This is a genomic window from Salmonella sp. NW38, from assembly GCF_051807745.1.
In the GTDB taxonomy this organism is placed as follows: Bacteria; Pseudomonadota; Gammaproteobacteria; order Enterobacterales; family Enterobacteriaceae; genus Salmonella; species Salmonella enterica.
The window spans coordinates 138,755-160,115 of record NZ_JAMMTO010000001.1; the positions used below are offsets into that span (position 1 = coordinate 138,755).

The following is a 21,361-nucleotide window of genomic DNA, read 5'->3' on the forward strand; positions in this document are numbered from 1 at the left end:
GTCATCGTTATTAACGACAAGATTCTTGCGTTTCCATCACACCATCAGTCGCATTCAATTCTGTTAAATTGAATGTTACGTGACAGGTGTCATTCGCTGTACGGCCCCACGTTACCTTTAAGGTTCCGCGTTCGGGCGCACCGGTAAGATAGACTTGCCCGTGGTCACCCACGATGAAGCTCTTATCCGCAGGTTGACCTTCTATCGTTGCCAGCGCCCCAAATGGCACCATCCCCGTAGGGGTACGCGACAAATTCATGAGTACCCTTTTACCGATACGGGTATCAAAATGTGCGCGTACAATTGCGCCGCGCGTGGGAGTAATCATCTGGCTGGTCAGGTCGACGTCAGCACCATCAGGCAGCGTTTCGGTATCCAGTGAGACGGCGGTTTCACGGTACGGCGTTACGTAAGGCACCACGGTGTAACCGCGGAAGTCGGTTTTTACACCCGTCTGGTTGCTTATCGTAACACCATTCGCCCCGGGGGCTTCTACCAGTGCTGAGGTTTCGCCCAACGACTGGCTGAGCGTGACACCATGCGCGTGCGCGACAATGCCGCCTTCCATGCCGTAGTTAACGCGTTTCTGGTCGTTGTCATAGCTGTAGGCACCATTCATTCGTGCGTAGGCCCCCTGATAATCGAGGCTGGCGTAACCGCCATTCCCTTCGCCGTGATTCGTTTCGCTCTGCTGGAGACTCCAGTTCAGGTTATTGTCTTCTAATGCTGACCCGTTTAGCCCGACGGTATGGTTGGTATTGCCCCGTTTGCTGGTATTCAGGTTGTAGGTGGCGTAACTGTGACTTAACCAGCGGTCGAGCGGGATGTTTATGCTCAGTGAGAAGACCTGATCTTCATCGTAGATTTTGTCGCTATTGTCACTGTCGGTGGTATTGCGGTTATAGCTGTAATTGATGTTGTACGTCACGCCGCCCCAGCTATTACTGTAACCCACACCGAGAGAGCGCATCTTCCGGTCACTGTTCCAGTAATCTTCGCTAATAGCATTGAGCGACAGTGACCCCAGGTTCTCACCGATACTCTGGTTAAGCTGAAGTTCAGCACGGTTGCGGCGGCGGTCGTTATTATTTTGCGACTCGTCGTCACGCCAGGTATCCAGTACTTCCGGGAGAGTGTAATAACCTGATGTTGAATACCTATAACCGGAAATGGATATATTGGTGCCGGTTTCGAGAATATTTTTACTGTAACGGATGCGCCAGGACTGGCCGCTCTCTTTATCCTGATCTTTTTGCGTTGACCATGCCTGAGTGCCATCCACCGAGACGGCACCCAACTCGCCGAGGTTTTTTCCAAGCCCGGTGAGCAGGGACTTGTAGTGCTGTGAGAACTGGCCCCCGCTATATACCGTAAACCCGGCTGGCAGGCCATAAATCAAGGTGGCCTGGGTAAACATTTTTTTGTCAATATCGCTCTCATAGGGGCGATACTGGCCGCTGGTCACGCTGTACTTCAGCCGCCCTTCGCGCTGCAGAATAGGCAGAGAGGCGAAGGCCACCGTCTGATGCTGTTCGCTACCGTCGGCCTCTTTAATTGTGACGTCAAGATCGCCGCTGCTGCCGGTTGGGTACATATCGGTAATCTCAAATGCGCCCGGCGAAACATAGCTTTGATAAATGGTGTAACCATTCTGTTTGATAATTACCTGCGCGTTAGTACGGGCGATGCCGCGCACCACCGGCGCGTAGCCACGCAGGCTATCGGGCAACATATCATCGTCGGAGGCCAGCTGTGCGCCGCGGAACGGCACACTATCAAACAGCTCGGAGGGCGCGGTGCTGTCGCCGAATGTTAGCTGACTTTTCAGCGCGATAATATTGCGTTGGGCGTAGGTGTAGAGCGAATCCCAGCTTTCATCGGCGCTATCGCCGTTGACGTTGCGATTCCAGGTGCTGTAGTTGCGAATGCGCCAGGGGCCAATATTCAGGCCCGGACGCAGGCTCAGATAATAGCTGTCGGAGTCGGTCATATCGCCGCGGCGCGCTTCGGTGTTGGCGCCGGAAAAGCTATAGTTGAGCAGCAGGGCGTTAATGCCCTCATCGAGCCGTTCCGGGGCGACGTAGCCGCGGGCATGGCTGTCTACGGCGGCCTGCGGAATAGACAGCCGTAGCTGCTGGCGTTCAAAGGCGAACTCGGCGCTGGCCTGCGGGATCGCCGCCAGGTTAGCGCAGTCGCCGTGACCAGCAAGATTTGGAAACGCGTCGGTACGAATACCGAACTCGCGCAGCGAGTCAACGCTGAAGCAGGGCTGCAGAGTGGTGTTGCCTGCCGTATCTTTTTGCATAACAAAATTAACGTCATGCACGCCAGCGGACGATTTATTCACAATGACGTCAACACGATAGGTGCCAGGCATTTGGCCGATGCCTTCTTCAAAAGCGGAAAGATCGGTAAGCTCTTTTCCCGGCCCGTCGATCCCCAGCAGCGCTGGGTTAAAATATTCGCGGGCAAACGCAGTGTTACCGGCTGGCAGTGCGCACTGCAGGGCGATAAAGCAGGCGATTCGACTGAGCGTCATTATTTTTTTGTATGCGTCTGCATTCATCCCGATATCCTTTCGGTGTGGTCTCACAGGCGTGTGTGGTGTTCAGACCCGATAGAGCCGAAATCGTTAATAAGTGTCCAGGTTACGTCGCCGCTGGCCTCGGCGGGCGCGGTAAAGCTGGCGGAACTCATCGGCGCGACATAGGTAGCGTCTTTCACGGTGCTGGTTCCTATCTTCACCGTGCTGAAGTTCATATAGTAGGCAGTGGGATTGGTCACGGTAAGACGGTTACCGCTGTGCTGCCAGGTCAGCTTCGCGGTGACGTTTTCCGGTTGCTCCGTCAACGCCTGCGGGCGGTAAATTAATTTAATGCGGGTTTTCACCGCAATTTGCAGAGTGTTAACGTTATCCTGCTTTTCCGTCGTCGATGGGATCGACTTAATATTCATCCAGTAGAGGGATTCACGATCTTCCGGCAGATTGCCGCCAGTACGGAGAATTCGCAGATTATTTTCCTGCCCTGCGCCTAAACGAAAAAGCGGCGGCGTGACCATAAACGGCGATTTATCGCTGCTTTTTTCCCCGGCGTCACTCCATGACTGAATGAGATAAGAAGATTGGTCCGGATTTTTAACGCTAATCGACGTTTCTTTTTTATCGCCGTTATAAATAATACGGGTTCCGCCGATAATAACACCGGCCTGTACGGTTGCCGTAGTGAATATAAGCGTGGCGGCAGTGAGTAAATTATATTTATTCATGGAGTATCTCCAAAGCAAAGCCGGGTCCATCCGGCTTTATTGGTTTACTGAAACGAGAGAATAAATTCCGCGCGATTAGTTGTAGGTCAGGGTAAAGTTAACGACGCCGTTGGCATCGCCGCCTGATACGCTATCTTCTGTCGCGATATAACGGGCGAAAAAGTCGAGGTTCGTTTCTTCTGCCGCATCGGAGGCAATGGTAACGGATTTAGACTCAGTACCCAGCGGCAGTTCGCTGGTATCGCTATTCAACAACTGGATAGCGACACCTTTAGCGACGCCGGTAGTACCGTAACCGGTAATTTGCAGATAGTCGTTATTCAGGGTGTCCGGCATACCGTCATATTTTACGGAAACCGGTTTCCCCAGCAGATCTGCAGGGCAGGCGGTTAATACCAATGAAAACTTGGTGGTTGCTGCCGTTGAGCCAGCGGCGGTAAACGCTGTTTTAGAGACCTCGCCCAGCTTGACATCCTGAGAGCTGGTAACACTGCCGTTAATTTTGCAACCTGCTTCGATGATTTTGCCGGTAAAATTAACCTGGCCATCCTGAGCCATTGCAGTCGAAGCAAGCCCCATTGCGGTGAATAATACGGCAGCGGCAAATTTTCCTTTCATTAAAAATGTCCTTTCATGGTCGACTCGATACGTAGATATTACTCAGCGCACGATAAATAGGCTTTGAGTAATAAATATATTAATTATGACTTTCTAATTGCAGTATTAAATATGATAGGGTAACGTCAGACGATACCCAATTACATTTTGACCATATGTGAAAGTTATGACTATAAATAATATCTAATTAATGCTTTTTGTTTTGCTAAATATATTCGCTAAATAAATTAATTCCGTCATTTAAGGTGCTGTGATTAATATTATTGCTATAATTTATTTGTTATGGTTGACATAAATATGCCTTTTCTTATTAAAATAAGGAAAACCTGATAAATAACGTGTTATCTTGCTGGCAAAGTCCTTGCGCGCAGGCCATTCCCCTGACACTCTGATGGGCGGTTATCTGGAGGATGAATGTATCTGATTAACGGCCAATCCACTGAACGACTCGCGGTGAATGACCGGGGGGTGCAGTTCGGAGACGGTTGCTTTACCACTGCGCGGATCGCGGCGGGGGAGATTGCCTTGTTTTCCCGTCATCTGGCTCGCCTGGAAGAAACGTGCTCTCGTTTGGCGATCCCCTTTAACGATTGGGATGTATTAGTAAAAGAGATGCGCTGCCTGGCACAACCGCATCGGGAAGGCGTGCTGAAAGTGATGATTACCCGCGGCGCAGGCGGACGCGGTTACAGCGCCGCCAGTTGTCAATTACCCACACGGATTCTTAGCGTGTCGCCTTATCCTGCCCACTACGCCCGCTGGAAAGACGAGGGCATCACTCTTACCCTTAGTCCCATACCGCTTGGGCGCAATCCTTATCTTGCCGGATTAAAACATCTGAACCGCCTCGAACAGGTGTTGATTCGCTCTCATCTTGAGCAGACGGACGCCGATGAGGCGCTGGTTCTTGACAGCGAGGGATGGGTTACGGAATGCTGTGCGGCTAATTTGTTCTGGCGTACAGGCGACATTGTTTTTACGCCGCGTCTGGATCAGGCCGGGGTGAACGGCATTATGCGACAATTTTGTTTACGCCAACTGGCGCAATCTCCTTTCCAGGTCCTTGAAGTTCAGGCGAGAGAGGAGGCGGTCAGGCAGGCGGATGAGGTTATCATCTGCAACGCGCTAATGCCGATTATTCCCATACGCGCCTATCACGGGACGTCGTATTCTTCGCGAACACTGTTTCAATTTTTAGCCCCATTTTGTGAGCATCCGAATTAGTTATGAAAAAATTGTCAGGCGTTTTCCTTCTGCTGTTGGTTGTGCTGGGTATTGCCGCGGGCGTGGGGATGTGGAAAGTTCGCCATCTGGCGAACAGCACATTACTTATTAAAAACGAGACTATCTTTACGCTCAAGGCGGGAACGGGGCGGCTGGCGCTTGGCGACCAGCTTTATGATGAAAAAATCATTAATCGCCCCCGGGTATTTCAGTGGCTGCTGCGCGTGGAGCCTGAGTTATCGCACTTTAAAGCGGGAACTTACCGTTTTACGCCGGGGATGACCGTACGGGAGATGCTTGAGTTGTTGGAGAGCGGCAAAGAAGCGCAATTCCCGTTGCGGTTTGTGGAAGGGATGCGCCTTAGCGATTACCTGAAACAGCTACGAGAGGCGCCGTATATTCGCCATACATTGCCGGATGATGACTACGCCACTGTCGCTCAGGCATTAAAGCTTGCGCATCCTGAATGGGTAGAAGGGTGGTTCTGGCCCGATACCTGGATGTATACCGCCAACACCAGCGATGTCGCTATTCTCAAGCGAGCGCATCAAAAGATGGTGAAAACTGTCGATACTGTCTGGAAAGGCCGGGCCGAGGGGCTGCCTTATAAAGATCAGAACCAACTGGTGACAATGGCCTCGATTATTGAAAAAGAGACGGCTGTCGCCAGCGAACGCGATCAGGTGGCCTCAGTCTTTATTAATCGCCTGAGAATCGGTATGCGCCTTCAGACCGATCCCACCGTGATTTACGGGATGGGGACGAGTTATAATGGTAACTTGTCGCGTGCGGATCTGGAAAAGCCGACGGCTTATAACACGTATACCATAACCGGGCTGCCGCCAGGACCGATTGCATCGCCCAGCGAAGCGTCATTGCAGGCGGCGGCGCATCCGGCGAAAACGCCGTATCTCTATTTTGTGGCCGACGGTAAAGGCGGTCACACATTTAACACCAATCTTGCCAGCCATAATCGGTCAGTGCAGGAGTACCTGAAAGTGCTTAAGGAAAAAAATGGGCAGTAATTATATCGTCATCGAGGGCCTGGAAGGCGCCGGAAAAACCACTGCGCGCGACGTGGTGGTGGAGACCCTTGAGCAACTGGGTATTCGTAACATGATTTTTACCCGTGAGCCGGGCGGTACGCAGCTTGCCGAAAAACTAAGAAGTCTGGTGCTGGATATTCGATCGGTAGGCGACGAAGTGATTACCGATAAAGCGGAAGTGCTGATGTTTTATGCCGCTCGCGTACAGCTCGTCGAAACGGTAATCAAACCCGCGCTGGCGCAAGGCGTATGGGTGATCGGCGATCGACACGATCTCTCGACCCAGGCGTATCAGGGGGGAGGGCGCGGCATTGATCAAACCATGCTGGCGACACTACGCGATGCCGTGCTGGGCGATTTTCGCCCTGACCTGACGCTGTATCTGGATGTCACGCCGGAAGTCGGGCTAAAACGCGCCAGAGCGCGCGGCGATTTGGATCGCATTGAGCAGGAATCTTTTGATTTCTTTAACCGGACTCGCGCGCGCTATCTGGAACTGGCGGCGCAAGACTCGCGTATCCGCACCATTGACGCGACCCAGCCGCTGGATGCCGTCATGCGCGACATTCGCGCCACGGTGACGAAGTGGGTGCAGGAGCAAGCGGCATGAAATGGTATCCATGGTTACGGCCCGCCTATGAAAAACTGGTAGAAAGTTACCAGGCGGGACGTGGGCACCATGCGCTACTGATTCAGGCCTTACCTGGCATGGGCGACGAGGCGCTGTGCTATGCGCTGAGCCGTTATCTGTTATGCCAGCAGCCTGAGGGCCACAAAAGCTGTGGGCATTGCCGTGGCTGTCAGCTTATGCAGGCTGGCACGCATCCGGACTATTACACGCTGATGCCGGATAAAGGCAAAAGCAGCCTCGGCGTAGATGCGGTACGCGAGGTCAGCGAGAAATTGTACGAGCACTCCCGTCTGGGCGGCGCGAAGGTGGTGTGGATTGCGGATGCGGCGCTATTAACCGACGCCGCCGCCAATGCGTTGCTCAAAACGCTGGAAGAGCCGCCGGAGCAAACCTGGTTTTTCCTTGCCAGCCCGGAGCCTGCTCGTCTGTTGGCGACATTACGCAGCCGCTGCCGGCTGCATCATCTGGCGCCGCCGTCCGAATCGTATGCGATGTCATGGCTGTCGCGAGAAGTGACAGCGTCACAAGAGGCATTGCTCACGGCGCTACGCCTGAATGCGGGGTCGCCCGGCGCAGCGCTGGCGCTGTTGCAGTCTGAACGCTGGGCGCAGCGTGAGGCGCTGTGTCAGGCGTTAATGGACAGTTTACATACGGGCGACTGGTATGCGTTATTAACGGCGCTCAATCATGAGCAAGCCCCGGCGCGCCTGCACTGGCTGGCGACGCTGCTGGTTGATGCGCTGAAACGTCAGCACGGCGCGTCGTACCTGACAAACGTTGATGCGGACGCGGTTGTTGCCGCGCTGGCGGGGCCGCTATCCCCGGCGCGTATTCAGGCAATCCTGAACGATGTTTGCCATTGTCGTGATCAATTACTTCATGTGACCGGATTAAACCGCGAACTGGTATTAACCGATCTCATTCTCCGCATCGAGCATTACCTGCAACCAGGCACCTTGTTGCCTGTTCCTCATCTTTGAGAGAGACATTATGTTTTTAGTCGACTCACACTGCCATCTTGATGGTCTGGATTATCAATCTTTGCATAAGGACGTGGACGATGTGCTGGCGAAAGCCGCCGCGCGCGATGTGAAGTTCTGTTTAGCGGTGGCGACGACGCTGCCGGGGTATCGCCATATGCGCGAGCTGGTGGGCAAGCGCGATAATGTGGTCTTTTCCTGCGGCGTGCATCCGTTAAATCAGGATGAAGCGTATGACGTAGAAGAACTGCGCCTCCTTGCTGCAGAAGACGATGTGGTGGCGATGGGCGAGACCGGGCTTGATTATTTTTACACGCCTGAGACCAAAATCCGCCAGCAGGCGTCTTTTATTCATCATATCCAGATTGGCCGCGAATTGCATAAACCGGTGATTGTCCATACTCGCGACGCGCGTGCCGATACGCTGGCTATCCTGCGCGAAGAAAAAGTGACGGATTGCGGCGGCGTACTACACTGTTTTACAGAAGACAGAGAAACGGCCGGCAAATTGTTGGATCTGGGGTTTTATATCTCTTTTTCCGGCATCGTAACGTTCCGTAACGCTGAACAGTTGCGTGATGCGGCGCGCTATGTGCCGCTGGATCGGTTGTTAGTCGAGACCGATTCTCCTTATCTGGCGCCGGTGCCGCATCGCGGTAAAGAGAACCAGCCTGCGATGGTACGCGACGTCGCAGAATATATGGCGGTATTGAAAGGGGTTGCCGTTGAAGAACTGGCGCAGATCACCACCGATAACTTTGCTCGCCTGTTCCATATTGACGCGTCTCGCCTGTCATCAATCCGTTAAACGAGTTTTTTTAAAGCTCGTAATTAATAAGCAAAGCGCGTAAAGTTCACCGCCACAAAAGGGGCGGTGAGCGAGCTTATGGAAACATTCGGAAACTCATTTTGGCAGAATGTGATACTTTTTAGGCTATCTGGCGCTGAAACGTGATAGCCGTCAAACAAAATCAGACGTATTTATTTTACTCTGTGTAATAAATAAAAGGGCACTTAGATGTCCTGTCCACGGCGGGGTTCTCCCCCCTCGCCAATGCGTGAGAACGTAGAAAAGCACAAATACTCAGGAGCACTCTCAATTATGTTTAAGAATGCATTTGCTAACCTGCAAAAGGTCGGTAAATCGCTGATGCTGCCGGTATCCGTACTCCCTATCGCAGGTATCCTGCTGGGTGTCGGTTCCGCTAACTTCAGCTGGCTGCCAGCCGTTGTATCGCACGTTATGGCAGAAGCGGGCGGATCTGTTTTTGCCAATATGCCGCTGATTTTCGCTATCGGCGTGGCGTTGGGCTTCACCAACAACGACGGCGTTTCGGCTCTGGCGGCGGTAGTAGCGTATGGCATCATGGTGAAAACCATGGCTGTGGTTGCGCCGCTGGTTCTGCATTTACCTGCTGAAGAGATCGCCGCTAAACACCTTGCTGATACGGGTGTTCTCGGGGGGATTATCTCCGGTGCGATCGCAGCGTATATGTTTAACCGCTTCTACCGTATCAAACTGCCTGAGTATCTGGGCTTCTTTGCGGGCAAACGCTTCGTGCCGATCATTTCGGGTCTGGCCGCTATTTTTACCGGTGTGGTGCTGTCTTTCGTATGGCCGCCAATCGGTACGGCTATCCAGGCGTTCTCGCAGTGGGCGGCTTATCAGAACCCGGTTGTCGCGTTTGGTATTTACGGTTTTATCGAGCGTTGCCTGGTGCCGTTTGGTCTGCATCATATCTGGAACGTTCCTTTCCAGATGCAGATCGGCGAATACACCAACGCAGCGGGTCAGGTATTCCACGGCGACATTCCGCGTTATATGGCGGGCGACCCGACGGCGGGTATGTTGTCTGGCGGCTTCCTGTTCAAAATGTACGGTCTGCCGGCTGCGGCCATTGCTATCTGGCACTCTGCTAAACCGGAAAACCGCGCAAAAGTGGGCGGTATCATGATTTCCGCCGCGCTGACCTCGTTTTTGACGGGTATTACCGAGCCTATCGAGTTCTCCTTCATGTTCGTGGCGCCGATTCTGTACATTATTCACGCGATTCTGGCTGGTCTGGCATTCCCGATCTGTATCCTGCTGGGGATGCGTGACGGTACGTCATTCTCCCACGGTCTGATCGACTTTATCGTGCTGTCCGGTAACAGCAGCAAATTGTGGCTGTTCCCGATTGTTGGCGCCGGTTATGCGATTGTGTACTACACCGTGTTCCGCGTGCTGATCAAAGCGCTGGATCTGAAAACGCCGGGTCGTGAAGACACTACTGATGACGCAAAAGCGGGCGCGACCAGCGAAATGGCGCCGGCTTTGGTTGCGGCGTTTGGCGGTAAAGAGAACATCACTAACCTGGATGCCTGTATCACGCGTCTGCGCGTGAGCGTAGCCGATGTAGCGAAAGTGGATCAGGCTGGCCTGAAGAAACTGGGCGCGGCAGGCGTTGTCGTCGCGGGTTCCGGCGTTCAGGCTATTTTCGGTACGAAATCCGATAACCTGAAAACGGAAATGGATGAGTACATCCGTAACAGCTAAGCAGTAATGATGTTGGGGAGAATTAAGGCAGCCATTCGGCTGCCTTTTTTAATGGCGCTTTATATGCCGCTCTCCGACAGTCTGTCAGAACTGATAATTGGCGGTGAGGCTGACGTTACGCGGCGCGCCGTAAACAATGGAACCATCAATATTGGTGTCGTAGGTTTTATCGAACAGGTTGTTGATGTTTCCCTGTACGGAGAAATTTTTCGTCACCTGATAGCGGGTAAACAGATCGACCAGCGCATAGCTGCCCTGTTCGGCGCGAAAAGTGCCGTACGGCGTCGTGGTATCTTTGTAAACCCGATTCTGCCAGTTCACACCGCCGCCGACCGTCAGCTCCGGTATCGCCGGCAGACGATAGCGGGTGAATAACTTCACGCTGGTGCGCGGGAGATTAGGGTTCACGGCGTTACCTTCATTGTCCTCGGCAACATATCGGGTAGCCCCGAAAGTCATCTGCCAGTTATCGGTAATTGCGCCGTTCACTTCGAATTCGACGCCTTTGCTCACCGTTCCGTCAGTAGACTTCCAGGCAAACTCCCCATTATTGCCAGGGATGGGAATAGTGGTTGCCTGAGCGACGTTATCCTGCTCAATGCGGAACACGGACAACGTGGTGGTGAGGCGGCTGTTCATCCAGTCGGACTTCAGGCCCGCTTCATAGTTATTACCGGTAATCGGAGCCAGATATTGACCCGCTTTGTCGCGTTTATTCTGCGGCTGAAAGATAGAGGTATAACTGGCATAAGCGGACCAGTTGTCGTTGATATCATAAATCAGCCCGGCATACGGCGTGGTATGGTTTTTCTCCATGCTGTAGGTCAGTGTATCAACACGCCAGTTGGTATAACGAGCGCCAAGAATCAGATGCAGCGGGTCGGCCAGCGAAATGCGCGTAGCGGCATACAGCGATTTCATATGCGTGGTATCGTCCTGCGCCAGATTTTGTGGCGCCCAGTGGGTTTGGGGGAAATTACCGTTAAAGGCGCTGAAGTTGCCAATGTCGTCCGGAAAGACGTTCGCCCAGGCGCTAAAATAGCGGTTATTCTGCTTACTATAACTGCCGCCAAACATCATATTGTGCTGACGGCCAAACAGCTCATAAGCGCCATCGGCAAAGAGATCTATGGCATCTACTTTGCGCTTGCCGCTGTTCCAGCCCGTACCGCCGACCACGGGGTAGCTTGCGCCATAAGGACTCACTAGCGTACCTGTCTCTTTATCGACTAACGCATCGATATACATCATTTTACTGTCGAATTTGACCTCAGTATGGGTCGCATTCAGGGTCGCCTGCCAGCTTTCGGCAAAACGCTGCTTAAGCGTGACGAAGAATTTATTTATCTCTTTGTTGTTATAAGCCCAGTCCGGGGCGGTACTACGCGCGCGGTCATAGCTATTTTTGCTGCCATCGGTGTTCCAGCGCGGCAGACCGCCCCAGGTCGGGCTATTGACATCAATTTTTTGATATTCATAACCGGCTGAAAGGCCAGTGGTTGCACCCAGATCGGCATCGACAATTCCGGAAAAGAACGCTTTCTCACTGTTATAGCGGTCCAGCCAGGAATCATTATTCTGATAACCCGCCACGATGCGCCCACGGACATTGCCGTCTGCGGTGAGCGGACTTTGCAGATCCATGACGTAACGCTGCTTATTCCAGCTACCGTATTCTGTGGAGACGTTACCTTTGAACTCCCGACTGGTGGCGTGTTTACGAATCATATTTATTGAGGCAGAAGGATTACCGGTTCCGGTCATCAGCCCATTCGCGCCGCGAACCACCTCCACGCGCTCATACAGCGCGGTATCCGTTAGCGCATCGCCCAGATTCCAGCGGGACTCAAAATACGTTGGAATACCGTCAACCATATAGTTGTCAATTTCAAACCCGCGCGAGTAATAGCTGATGCGATCGGAGTCAGCCTGGCTTCCGCTGATCCCCAGCGTATTGGTCATCACCTCGCCCAGGGTTTGCAACTGCTGGTCTTCCATACGCTGTTGGCTGACAATACTGACCGACTGCGGGATATCGCGCTGAGTCATCGGCATTTTGATGCCCGCTGCGGTCGTTTTCACGCTGTAATCCTGTTCTTCGCGGTTTACGGCGTCAGCGGTCGTCGCGCCCTCGACAATAACGGTATCCTCAGCCGCGAAGGCGACAGGCATAAATGCCATCGCCATACCCATAGCTAACAGCGACGGTGCGGCGGTGGACTGAAGGTGTTTGTCCCGGCGGTATTGAATGAAAGACATCTGAAAATCCTTGCTTGTTATTGGGGTAAGTTCAGGACGTATGACGTTGAACCTTTTCATTCTTTGCTAGTTAATGCGCATAAAAATGCAAATGAGAAATATACGCATTTGTATTAAATGTGTAAAACGGTATAAACAGGCAAACTAAAAATATTTTTTAAGCGTACAAAGGCGTCATGGCAGGGGGATATGACGGTAAGTCCAGCATGTAGTCATTTTTCGCTTAATAAATCGTGGGTTAAAGTTGAAAGAGCGTCGGTAACTCGCTCATACTCTATACTCGCAGTATGGCTCGGCGTAGCATGTGCGCTGCAAGGGCTATTATGAAAAAGGAAAACGTCGTGGCAGAAGAAACTATATTCAGCAAAATTATTCGTCGTGAAATCCCTTCGGATATCGTTTATCAGGATGAGCTGGTCACCGCCTTTCGTGATATTTCACCGCAGGCGCCGACGCATATCTTGATTATTCCCAATATTCTGATCCCAACCGTCAATGACGTGACGGCGGAACATGAACAGGCGTTAGGTCGGATGATCACCGTGGCGGCGAAAATCGCCGAACAGGAAGGCATTGCCGAAGATGGGTATCGTTTAATCATGAATACCAACCGTCATGGGGGCCAGGAGGTTTATCATATCCATATGCACCTACTGGGCGGCCGCCCGCTAGGCCCGATGCTGGCGCATAAAGGCTTGTAAATATGATCAAAGGATGCATCGCGGTTTCTCTGGGCTTGCTGCTGCTTACCGGCTGCCGGTCACACCCTGAAATTCCGGTAAGCGACGCGCAGTCGCTGGTGATGGAGTCCACGGTTCTGGCGGCGGGGGTCACCGCAGAGCCGCCTGAACTGACGGCGTCTGATATCCAGCCATCAGCTTCTTCCCGCGTCTATAACGAAAGGCAAGAGCCCATAACCGTTCATTATCGGTTTTACTGGTATGACGCGCGGGGGCTGGAGATGCATCCGCTGGAGGCGCCGCGTAGCGTAACCATACCCGCGCGTTCGTCGGTAACGCTATTTGGCAGCGCCAATTATCTGGGGGCGCATAAGGTCAGGCTTTATCTTTATTTGTGAGGAGTGAATTTTGATGACAAAAATGCATCGCTACGCTGCCATTGCTGCGCTGGCGATATTTCTCTCCGGGTGTATGGCGCAACGTCAACCTGCGCCAGTTGAAGAGGTAAAACCAGCGCCAGAACAACCCGCGCAGCCACCACAGCCTCCTGTTGTGCCGTCTGTGCCAACCATTCCACAGCAACCGGGGCCGATCGAACATGAAGATCAAACGGGCCAGCCAGCGCCTAAGGTGCGCCACTATGACTGGAACGGCGCGATGCAACCGCTGGTCAGCAAAATGTTGCAGGCTGATGGCGTGACGGCCGGAAGCGTATTGCTTGTCGACAGCGTGAATAACCGGACAAATGGGTCGTTAAATGCGAACGAGGCAACGGAAACGTTACGTAATGCGCTGGCGAACAACGGTAAATTTACGCTGGTCTCCGTACAGCAACTCTCGATGGCAAAACAACAGTTAGGGTTGTCTCCGCAGGATAGTCTGGGAACGCGCAGTAAAGCTATTGGCATTGCGCGCAATGTCGGGGCGCAATATGTACTTTACTCCAGCGCATCCGGTAACGTTAACGCGCCTGCATTACAGATGCAGTTAATGCTGGTGCAAACGGGCGAGATAATCTGGTCAGGTAAAGGTGCGGTCCAACAACAATAATCCCTTAACGCGCGACGAGATCCTGTCGCGCTATTTTCCCCAGTATCGTCCCGCCGTCGCCGCATCGCAGGGGCTAAGCGGCGGGAGCTGTATTATTGACCACGATACTCACCGTGTCGTGCTGCGTCGTCATCACGACCCCGACGCTCCACCAGCCCATTTTTTACGTCATTACCGCGCCTTATCCCAATTGCCGGCCAGTCTTGCGCCGCGAGCGCTTTTTTATACGCCAGGCTGGATGGCGGTAGAATATCTGCATGGTGTGGTAAATTCCGCTCTGCCAGATGCCGACGAACTGGCGGCCTTACTGTATCATTTGCATCAACAGCCGCGTTTTGGCTGGCGTATCGCGCTATCGCCACTATTGGCGCAGTACTGGTCGTGTTGCGATCCGGCAAGGCGTACGCCGTTTTGGTTGCGGCGGCTCAAACAGTTGCAAAAAAACGGAGAACCTCGCCCGCTGCGGCTCGCGCCTTTGCATATGGATGTCCATGGCGACAATATAGTATTAACGCCCGCCGGGTTGAGACTGATTGACTGGGAGTATGCCGGAGACGGCGATATTGCGTTGGAGCTGGCGGCAGTATGGGTTGAGGATGAACGCCAGCACCGGCAACTGGCAGACGCTTATGCCGCGCGCGCGCGAATCGACGCTCGGCAGCTATGGCGACAGATACGATTATGGCACCCGTGGGTCATTATGCTAAAAGCAGGGTGGTTCGAATACCGCTGGCGACAAACCGGCGAGCAACAATTTATCAGGCTGGCCGATGAAACCTGGCGCCAGCTACGTATGAAAGGATAAGGAGAGCAGTGTGGGCCCAGTAATGTTGAATGTCGAAGGATGTGAGCTGGATGCGGAGGAGCGCGAGATACTGGCGCATCCGCTGGTTGGCGGGCTTATTCTGTTCACGCGTAATTACCATGACCCGGAACAGCTGCGCGAATTAGTGCGCCAGATTCGGGCGGCATCGCGTAACCATCTGGTGGTGGCCGTCGATCAGGAAGGCGGGCGCGTACAGCGTTTCCGTGACGGGTTTACCTGCCTGCCCGCGGCGCAATCTTTTTTTGCGCTGCATGGACTGCAAGAGGGGGGACGACTGGCGCAGGAGGCAGGGTGGCTGATGGCCAGCGAAATGATCGCGATGGATATTGATATCAGTTTTGCGCCAGTGCTGGACGTCGGGCATATCAGCGCGGCAATTGGCGAGCGCTCCTATCATGCCGATCCCGCAAAAGCGTTGGCAATGGCAACGCGCTTTATTGACGGCATGCATGACGCCGGGATGAAAACGACCGGTAAGCATTTCCCCGGCCACGGCGCGGTCACGGCGGACTCCCACAAAGAGACGCCGTGCGATCCACGTCCTGAAACGGATATCCGTGGCAAAGATATGTCGGTGTTCCGCACGCTGATTAGCGAGAATAAACTGGATGCGATTATGCCTGCCCACGTGATCTACCGCGCTATCGATCCACGCCCGGCAAGCGGTTCGCCGTACTGGCTGAAAACGGTGCTGCGTCAGGAGTTAGGCTTTGACGGCGTCATTTTCTCCGACGATCTGTCGATGGAGGGCGCGGCGATTATGGGCAGCTATGCTGAGCGCGCTCAGGCGTCGCTGGATGCGGGTTGCGATATGATTCTGGTCTGCAATAATCGTAAAGGCGCAGTCAGCGTGTTGGATAATCTGTCGCCGATCAAAGCAGAACGTGTTACACGTTTGTATCATAAAGGTTCATTTTCACGCCGGGAGCTCATGGACTCAGCACGCTGGAAAACAGCCAGCGCCCAGCTCAACCAGTTACATGAACGCTGGCAGGAAGAAAAAGCAGGTCATTAACTCGAGTTTTCGTGAGGGTGCCAGATGATTATTTATTTACACGGTTTTGATTCAAATAGTCCGGGCAACCATGAAAAAGTGTTGCAATTACAGTTTATCGACCCGGATGTTCGGCTGGTAAGCTACAGTACGCGGCATCCTAAGCACGATATGCAGCATCTGCTGAAAGAAGTGGACAAAATGTTGCAGTTGAATGTGGACGAGCGCCCTTTAATCTGTGGCGTGGGGCTTGGCGGTTACTGGGCGGAGCGGATTGGCTTTTTGTGCGATATCCGTCAGGTGGTTTTTAACCCGAACCTGTTCCCCTATGAAAACATGGAGGGGAAAATCGATCGCCCGGAAGAATATGCGGACATCGCCACAAAGTGCGTGACCAACTTTCGCGAAAAAAATCGCGATCGTTGTCTGGTGATCCTCTCGCGTCATGACGAAGCGCTGGACAGCCAACGCTCAGCGCAAGCTCTTCACCCGTATTATGAAATTGTGTGGGATGAGGAACAGACTCACAAATTCAAAAATATTTCGCCGCATTTGCAACGTATCAAAGCGTTTAAAACGCTGGGATAACGCCATCCGGCAATATGGCGTTATCAGTGACCGGATAACCAGCCTTGCGGCTGGTTTTTTTATGCTCAATTCTCGCAAACTGTCTATCTTTTCAGCATGAAAACTTGATGCACATCAATTTTGGTATGACCAATGCACCGTTCATGCTATTCTCATATCAGAAGCTTATTCTCATTAACGTAACTTGTTGTTAATTAAAGGCTATGCTAATAACTTTTAATTAACAATTGGTTAATAAATTTAAGGGGGTCACGTTGACTACACCATTAAAAAAGATCGTGATTGTCGGCGGCGGCGCTGGCGGGCTGGAAATGGCGACGCAGTTAGGCCATAAACTGGGGCGCAAGAAAAAAGCGAAAATCACGCTGGTAGACAGAAATCACAGCCATCTGTGGAAACCATTGCTGCACGAAGTGGCGACTGGCTCTCTGGACGAAGGCGTGGATGCGCTGAGCTATCTGGCTCATGCGCGTAATCATGGTTTCCAGTTCCAACTGGGGTCGGTGATGGATATCGATCGCGAAGCGAAAACCATCACCATTGCCGAGCTGCGTGATGAAAAGGGCGAACTGCTGGTGCCGGAGCGCAAAATCGCGTATGACACGCTGGTGATGGCGCTGGGCAGCACCTCTAATGATTTCAACACGCCGGGCGTGAAAGAGCACTGTATCTTCCTCGATAACCCGCATCAGGCGCGCCGTTTTCACCAGGAGATGCTGAACCTGTTCCTCAAGTATTCGGCTAATCTGGGCGCGAACGGTAAGGTCAATATCGCCATCGTTGGCGGCGGTGCGACGGGGGTTGAGCTGTCGGCTGAACTGCATAATGCGGTAAAACAGCTGCATAGCTATGGTTATAAGGGTCTGACCAACGACGCGCTGAACGTGACGTTGGTTGAGGCTGGCGAGCGTATTCTGCCTGCGTTGCCACCGCGTATCTCCAGCGCCGCGCATAATGAACTGACCAAACTGGGCGTTCGCGTGCTGACGCAAACTATGGTCACCAGCGCCGACGAAGGCGGTCTGCATACGAAAGAAGGTGAATATATTCAGGCCGATCTGATGGTGTGGGCGGCGGGTATCAAAGCGCCAGATTTTATGAAAGAGATTGGTGGTCTGGAAACGAACCGCATTAACCAACTGGTGGTGGAACCGACGCTGCAAACCACGCGCGATCCTGATATTTATGCGATTGGCGACTGCGCTTCCTGCGCACGTCCGGAGGGAGGTTTTGTGCCGCCTCGCGCTCAGGCGGCGCATCAGATGGCTACCTGCGCGATGAATAACATTCTGGCGCAGATGAATGGCAAGCCGCTGAAAGCTTACCAGTATAAAGATCATGGATCGCTGGTCTCTCTGTCCAACTTCTCTACCGTGGGTAGTCTGATGGGGAACCTGACCCGCGGTTCAATGATGATTGAAGGACGTATCGCCCGCTTCGTGTATATCTCGCTATACCGTATGCACCAGATAGCGCTGCATGGATACTTTAAAACCGGCCTGATGATGCTGGTGGGCAGTATTAACCGCGTCATTCGTCCGCGCCTGAAACTGCATTAATTTCTCTGCGCCTCACCGGCTGCTCGCGCCGGTGAGCGCTTCTCCATCACTCGCTTCGGAGTTGTCCGAATCCTTCAGCTTTACCGCCTCATCCCGCATTTTTCATCCTCATTCCGATTGGCTTTGTTCGCATACTGGTTGCAAAATTGTTACCAATAGCAACGAAGGAGGAACTCCCGTGAATAAATCAATGTTGGCGGGTATAGGGATTGGCGTAGCGGCTGCGCTGGGTGTGGCGGCAGTGGCCAGTCTCAACGTATTTGATCGTGGTCCGCAATATGCGCAGGTGATATCGGCTAAACCGATTAAAGAGACGGTAAAAACGCCGCGTCAGGAGTGCCGTAATGTCACGGTCACGCATCGCAGACCGGTTCAGGACGAAAACCGTATTGCCGGCTCGGTGCTTGGCGCAGTAGCAGGCGGCGTGATTGGACATCAATTTGGCGGCGGTCGTGGTAAAGATGTGGCGACGGTCGTCGGGGCGCTGGGCGGCGGTTATGCTGGCAATCAAATCCAGGGATCAATGCAGGAAAGTGATACTTATACTACCACGCAGCAACGCTGTAAGACGGTGTATGACAAATCTGAAAAGATGCTTGGCTACGACGTGACCTATAAAATTGGCGATCAGCAGGGCAAAATCCGCATGGATAAAGACCCCGGAACGCAAATTCCCCTCGACGGCAATGGTCAACTGGTTCTGAATAACAAAGCATAAAAAAGCTGTACTCTGCAAGTTAGCCCCTCATTCGCTCAGGCTGAGGGGCTTTTTTTATCCGAAGCTGCGTCGTTCAGGACTTGAGCAGTTCAGGCCAGATGCGCAGGGTCGTACGCGTAATTTGCATCAGTTGTTCGAAGGTGGCTCCCTCGCGGGCGCTGATCGACATTCCCTGTAAAATACAGTTGATATATTCCGCGAGCGCCTGCGGGTTACAGTGCGCCGGAATTTCACCGCGCTCCTGACGTTGGCGCAAAAACTGGATGAGCGTCTGTTCCTGCATGGCGTGGCGTGATTTTACCGTGCGAGCGATATCGCGCGAGGAGGCGGCGAGGGTGGCGGACGTATTAATCATAAAGCAGCCAGCCGGCGTGTCCGTACTGGTAAAGCAGGCGGCAATTTCTGTGAAGTAATCTTCCAGCGCCGATTCCACGCTTTTCTCTTCACAAAAGAGCTGGGCTTCGTGCTTTGAGGCAAAGCGAGTGATGTAGCGATCCAGGACAGCGCGAAATAATCCTTCTTTGTTAGTGAATTCCGCATAGAGAGTAGGCGCTTTCGCCCCGGTAGCCTCTACGAGATCGGCAAGCGAAGTTGCTTCATAGCCGTGCTGCCAGAAGAGAGTCATGGCCTTATCAAGCGCAGCTTCCCTGTCGAACACTTTTGGTCGGCCACGGCTTTTCTTCGCGCAACTCGTGGTATCCGTTGTCATGATGCCGTTGTACCTGTTTAAAGAGCGGTCTCTCTATTATAAAAACAAACCACTTCTGGCTCCAGAGTATTCATTAGAAAAATAAATCAATTCTATTCACATGAAAAATAACATCTTTATAAATTATATAACGATCATTATAAAAAGAAGTTGACGTGTGATGTAGATCACATCTATGATTAACTTATCGATCGTTAAGTTAATGCTTACGACACCCATTCATCTGCTAAAGGTCATCACTATGAAAAACGTAAAAACCCTCATCGCTGCTGTGGTACTGAGTTCGCTCTCATTCGCCAGCTTCGCCGCCGTTGAAGTTCAGGCAACGCCAGAAGGTCAACAGAAGTTTGGCACCATTTCCGCGAATGGCGGCACGAATCTGGGCTCGCTGGAAGATCAGCTGGCGCAAAAAGCGCAGGAGATGGGGGCGAAGTCTTTCCGTATTACCTCTGTTACCGGCCCGAATACCCTTCACGGTACGGCGGTAATCTATAAGTAAGCATTAACCCTCATTAATGCCGCTGCGATTGCCACAATAAAAAGAGAAAGCCTCGCGATGCATCGCGAGGCTTTTTTGTCGGTCAGCTATTCACGCTTACAGCGACTGCGGTTTCGCCTCTGATTGACGGGTTACATCCACCGGCATTCCGGAGCGCACTTCCATAACATGTTCCATCACCGCGGCGTCGGTCTGCGGCGCGTCCTTAAAGGTCTGCATCGGGCCATTCAGCACAATCGGCAGCACCTGCGGATCGTCGCCTATATTTTTAGACAGCGGCTGATGAACTTCCACCAGTCGCACGCCGCCTGGCTCCACCGAGGCTTTAATCGGCGTATTGATAATATTCACTTTGGTTCCCGGCGTGACCTGACGGAACAATGTCTCTATATCACCGTCGCGCAGACGGATACAGCCGGAGCTGACGCGCATACCAATGCCAAAATCGGCATTCGTGCCATGTAACAGATAGACGCCGCCGTAGGCCGCTAAACGAATCGCGTGATGCCCCATTGGGTTATCGGGACCGGCAGGCACCACGGCGGGGAGATCGATGCCTTGCGCTTTATAACGGGCGCGAATATTGGCGGTCGGCGTCCAGGTTGGATTGGCGCGTTTATCCGAAATGGTCGTCACCATCGTTGGCGTCAGGGTATCGCCGCCCAGTTGGCCAATCCCGATAGGGTAGACCGTGACCGTATTTTTCCCCGGTTGATAATAGTAAAGCCGTAATTCCGCGAGGTTAATGACGATACCTTCACGTGGCGCGTCCGGTAGCAGCGTTTGCAGCGGAATCGTCAGCACGCTGCCTGCGCGTGGCACGTAAGGATCAATGCCGGGGTTGGCCTGTAACAGGGCTAAAAAGCCCACGTTATATTTTTTGGCGATCGCCTCCAGCGAGCCGCCGTCGTCTTCAACGACATGGAATTTATTTTCTCCCACCAGTCGACTGCCGGGGGGCGGAAGAGGCCACGTATTTGCCTGCGCGGGAAGGGCAAGCATGATGGTCGCGGTAAGCGCAAACAACGCCCACCAGCGAGAGAGTCGCGTATTGTTGAACATTATAATAAACCCATGATTATTATGTGGTTATTTTTATAAAAGAGGAAATAAGAATTATGGCGGCTGGCTGTGTCTGAAACTGCAGGGAAGTGCAAAGAATTTGTAAAGATTAGGC

Annotated in this window: 21 protein-coding genes; 15 read left to right on the forward strand and 6 right to left on the reverse strand. The window is 52.8% G+C overall.

Annotated features, from left to right (window positions below):
* Positions 1-10 precede the first annotated feature (10 nt).
* The 3 genes from NA624_RS00720 to NA624_RS00730 all read right to left on the reverse strand — a co-directional run bounded on the left by NA624_RS00720 (position 11) and on the right by NA624_RS00730 (position 3,885).
* Positions 11-2,566, reverse strand: coding sequence for a fimbria/pilus outer membrane usher protein (locus NA624_RS00720; protein WP_000990586.1), 2,556 nt, complete (start codon positions 2,564-2,566; stop codon positions 11-13).
* Between the two features lie 23 nt (positions 2,567-2,589).
* A complete protein-coding gene (locus NA624_RS00725) occupies positions 2,590-3,267 on the reverse strand; it encodes a fimbrial biogenesis chaperone (protein WP_001046274.1) in 678 nt (225 codons plus the stop codon).
* A gap of 75 nt (positions 3,268-3,342) precedes the next feature.
* Positions 3,343-3,885, reverse strand: coding sequence for a fimbrial protein (locus tag NA624_RS00730; protein WP_000676517.1), 543 nt, complete (start codon positions 3,883-3,885; stop codon positions 3,343-3,345).
* A gap of 414 nt (positions 3,886-4,299) precedes the next feature.
* Between NA624_RS00730 and pabC the strand changes: the two genes are divergently transcribed.
* From pabC to ptsG, 6 genes are all read left to right on the forward strand, one after another.
* Entirely contained in the window at positions 4,300-5,109 is an 810-nt protein-coding gene (pabC, locus tag NA624_RS00735; RefSeq protein WP_000280842.1) for an aminodeoxychorismate lyase, read from the forward strand.
* Positions 5,110-5,111: 2 nt separating this feature from the next.
* Positions 5,112-6,134 carry a cell division protein YceG gene (gene yceG, locus NA624_RS00740; RefSeq protein ID WP_000736461.1) on the forward strand — a complete coding sequence of 341 codons (1,023 nt, stop codon included), beginning with the start codon at positions 5,112-5,114 and terminating at the stop codon, positions 6,132-6,134.
* Positions 6,124-6,765: a dTMP kinase gene (gene tmk / locus NA624_RS00745; protein WP_000535399.1), complete on the forward strand. Its 642-nt coding sequence runs from the start codon at positions 6,124-6,126 to the stop codon at positions 6,763-6,765. Before yceG ends, tmk begins: the two co-directional genes overlap by 11 nt.
* Positions 6,762-7,766: a DNA polymerase III subunit delta' gene (gene holB, locus NA624_RS00750; protein WP_000872440.1), complete on the forward strand. Its 1,005-nt coding sequence runs from the start codon at positions 6,762-6,764 to the stop codon at positions 7,764-7,766. The genes tmk and holB overlap by 4 nt, the downstream gene beginning before the upstream one ends.
* Before the next feature lie 10 nt (positions 7,767-7,776).
* On the forward strand, positions 7,777-8,574 hold the full coding sequence (locus NA624_RS00755; protein WP_000480268.1) for a metal-dependent hydrolase: 798 nt from the start codon (positions 7,777-7,779) through the stop codon (positions 8,572-8,574).
* A gap of 294 nt (positions 8,575-8,868) precedes the next feature.
* On the forward strand, positions 8,869-10,302 hold the full coding sequence (gene ptsG / locus NA624_RS00760; protein ID WP_000475705.1) for a PTS glucose transporter subunit IIBC: 1,434 nt from the start codon (positions 8,869-8,871) through the stop codon (positions 10,300-10,302).
* A gap of 84 nt (positions 10,303-10,386) precedes the next feature.
* On the opposite strand, the gene fhuE is transcribed toward ptsG, so the two are convergent.
* Entirely contained in the window at positions 10,387-12,561 is a 2,175-nt protein-coding gene (gene fhuE, locus NA624_RS00765) for a ferric-rhodotorulic acid/ferric-coprogen receptor FhuE (RefSeq protein WP_000008422.1), read from the reverse strand.
* 341 nt (positions 12,562-12,902) lie between these two features.
* Here fhuE and hinT point away from each other — a divergent pair, with 341 nt between their 5' ends.
* The 8 genes from hinT to NA624_RS00805 all read left to right on the forward strand — a co-directional run bounded on the left by hinT (position 12,903) and on the right by NA624_RS00805 (position 18,976).
* Positions 12,903-13,262, forward strand: coding sequence for a purine nucleoside phosphoramidase (hinT, locus tag NA624_RS00770; RefSeq protein WP_001532068.1), 360 nt, complete (start codon positions 12,903-12,905; stop codon positions 13,260-13,262).
* 2 nt (positions 13,263-13,264) lie between these two features.
* A complete protein-coding gene (locus NA624_RS00775) occupies positions 13,265-13,639 on the forward strand; it encodes a YcfL family protein (protein WP_000589563.1) in 375 nt (124 codons plus the stop codon).
* A 13-nt stretch (positions 13,640-13,652) separates the two neighbouring features.
* A complete protein-coding gene (gene lpoB / locus NA624_RS00780; RefSeq protein ID WP_000164359.1) occupies positions 13,653-14,291 on the forward strand; it encodes a penicillin-binding protein activator LpoB in 639 nt (212 codons plus the stop codon).
* Entirely contained in the window at positions 14,272-15,096 is an 825-nt protein-coding gene (thiK, locus tag NA624_RS00785) for a thiamine kinase (protein ID WP_001257338.1), read from the forward strand. The genes lpoB and thiK overlap by 20 nt, the downstream gene beginning before the upstream one ends.
* A 10-nt stretch (positions 15,097-15,106) precedes the next feature.
* Positions 15,107-16,132: a beta-N-acetylhexosaminidase gene (nagZ, locus tag NA624_RS00790; protein ID WP_000529336.1), complete on the forward strand. Its 1,026-nt coding sequence runs from the start codon at positions 15,107-15,109 to the stop codon at positions 16,130-16,132.
* A 24-nt stretch (positions 16,133-16,156) separates the two neighbouring features.
* Positions 16,157-16,699: an alpha/beta hydrolase YcfP gene (gene ycfP / locus NA624_RS00795; protein WP_000587945.1), complete on the forward strand. Its 543-nt coding sequence runs from the start codon at positions 16,157-16,159 to the stop codon at positions 16,697-16,699.
* 254 nt (positions 16,700-16,953) lie between these two features.
* A complete protein-coding gene (gene ndh, locus NA624_RS00800) occupies positions 16,954-18,258 on the forward strand; it encodes an NADH-quinone dehydrogenase (RefSeq protein WP_000211053.1) in 1,305 nt (434 codons plus the stop codon).
* A 178-nt stretch (positions 18,259-18,436) separates the two neighbouring features.
* Complete coding sequence (locus tag NA624_RS00805) at positions 18,437-18,976, forward strand: glycine zipper 2TM domain-containing protein (protein ID WP_001043449.1); 540 nt, start codon at positions 18,437-18,439, stop codon at positions 18,974-18,976.
* Positions 18,977-19,049: 73 nt separating this feature from the next.
* Here NA624_RS00805 and comR read toward each other — a convergent pair whose 3' ends face one another.
* Positions 19,050-19,685, reverse strand: coding sequence for a TetR family copper-responsive transcriptional repressor ComR (gene comR / locus NA624_RS00810; RefSeq protein ID WP_000205986.1), 636 nt, complete (start codon positions 19,683-19,685; stop codon positions 19,050-19,052).
* Positions 19,686-19,926: 241 nt separating this feature from the next.
* Here comR and bhsA point away from each other — a divergent pair, with 241 nt between their 5' ends.
* Positions 19,927-20,184 carry a multiple stress resistance protein BhsA gene (gene bhsA / locus NA624_RS00815; protein ID WP_000800161.1) on the forward strand — a complete coding sequence of 86 codons (258 nt, stop codon included), beginning with the start codon at positions 19,927-19,929 and terminating at the stop codon, positions 20,182-20,184.
* A gap of 96 nt (positions 20,185-20,280) precedes the next feature.
* Here the strand turns inward: bhsA and ldtC are convergent, their stop codons facing one another.
* Positions 20,281-21,246, reverse strand: a complete 966-nt coding sequence (ldtC, locus tag NA624_RS00820; RefSeq protein ID WP_000482962.1) for a L,D-transpeptidase LdtC — start codon at positions 21,244-21,246, stop codon at positions 20,281-20,283.
* Positions 21,247-21,361: the final 115 nt, after the last annotated feature.

Coding starts and splice junctions, on each gene's coding strand:
- NA624_RS00720 (WP_000990586.1), bottom strand. CDS start 2,566: ATGAATGCAGACGCATACAAAAAAATAATGACGCTCAGTCGAATCGCC.
- NA624_RS00725 (WP_001046274.1), bottom strand. CDS start 3,267: ATGAATAAATATAATTTACTCACTGCCGCCACGCTTATATTCACTACG.
- NA624_RS00730 (WP_000676517.1), bottom strand. CDS start 3,885: ATGAAAGGAAAATTTGCCGCTGCCGTATTATTCACCGCAATGGGGCTT.
- pabC (WP_000280842.1), top strand. CDS start 4,300: ATGTATCTGATTAACGGCCAATCCACTGAACGACTCGCGGTGAATGAC.
- yceG (WP_000736461.1), top strand. CDS start 5,112: ATGAAAAAATTGTCAGGCGTTTTCCTTCTGCTGTTGGTTGTGCTGGGT.
- tmk (WP_000535399.1), top strand. CDS start 6,124: ATGGGCAGTAATTATATCGTCATCGAGGGCCTGGAAGGCGCCGGAAAA.
- holB (WP_000872440.1), top strand. CDS start 6,762: ATGAAATGGTATCCATGGTTACGGCCCGCCTATGAAAAACTGGTAGAA.
- NA624_RS00755 (WP_000480268.1), top strand. CDS start 7,777: ATGTTTTTAGTCGACTCACACTGCCATCTTGATGGTCTGGATTATCAA.
- ptsG (WP_000475705.1), top strand. CDS start 8,869: ATGTTTAAGAATGCATTTGCTAACCTGCAAAAGGTCGGTAAATCGCTG.
- fhuE (WP_000008422.1), bottom strand. CDS start 12,561: ATGTCTTTCATTCAATACCGCCGGGACAAACACCTTCAGTCCACCGCC.
- NA624_RS00775 (WP_000589563.1), top strand. CDS start 13,265: ATGATCAAAGGATGCATCGCGGTTTCTCTGGGCTTGCTGCTGCTTACC.
- lpoB (WP_000164359.1), top strand. CDS start 13,653: ATGACAAAAATGCATCGCTACGCTGCCATTGCTGCGCTGGCGATATTT.
- ycfP (WP_000587945.1), top strand. CDS start 16,157: ATGATTATTTATTTACACGGTTTTGATTCAAATAGTCCGGGCAACCAT.
- comR (WP_000205986.1), bottom strand. CDS start 19,685: ATGACAACGGATACCACGAGTTGCGCGAAGAAAAGCCGTGGCCGACCA.
- bhsA (WP_000800161.1), top strand. CDS start 19,927: ATGAAAAACGTAAAAACCCTCATCGCTGCTGTGGTACTGAGTTCGCTC.
- ldtC (WP_000482962.1), bottom strand. CDS start 21,246: ATGTTCAACAATACGCGACTCTCTCGCTGGTGGGCGTTGTTTGCGCTT.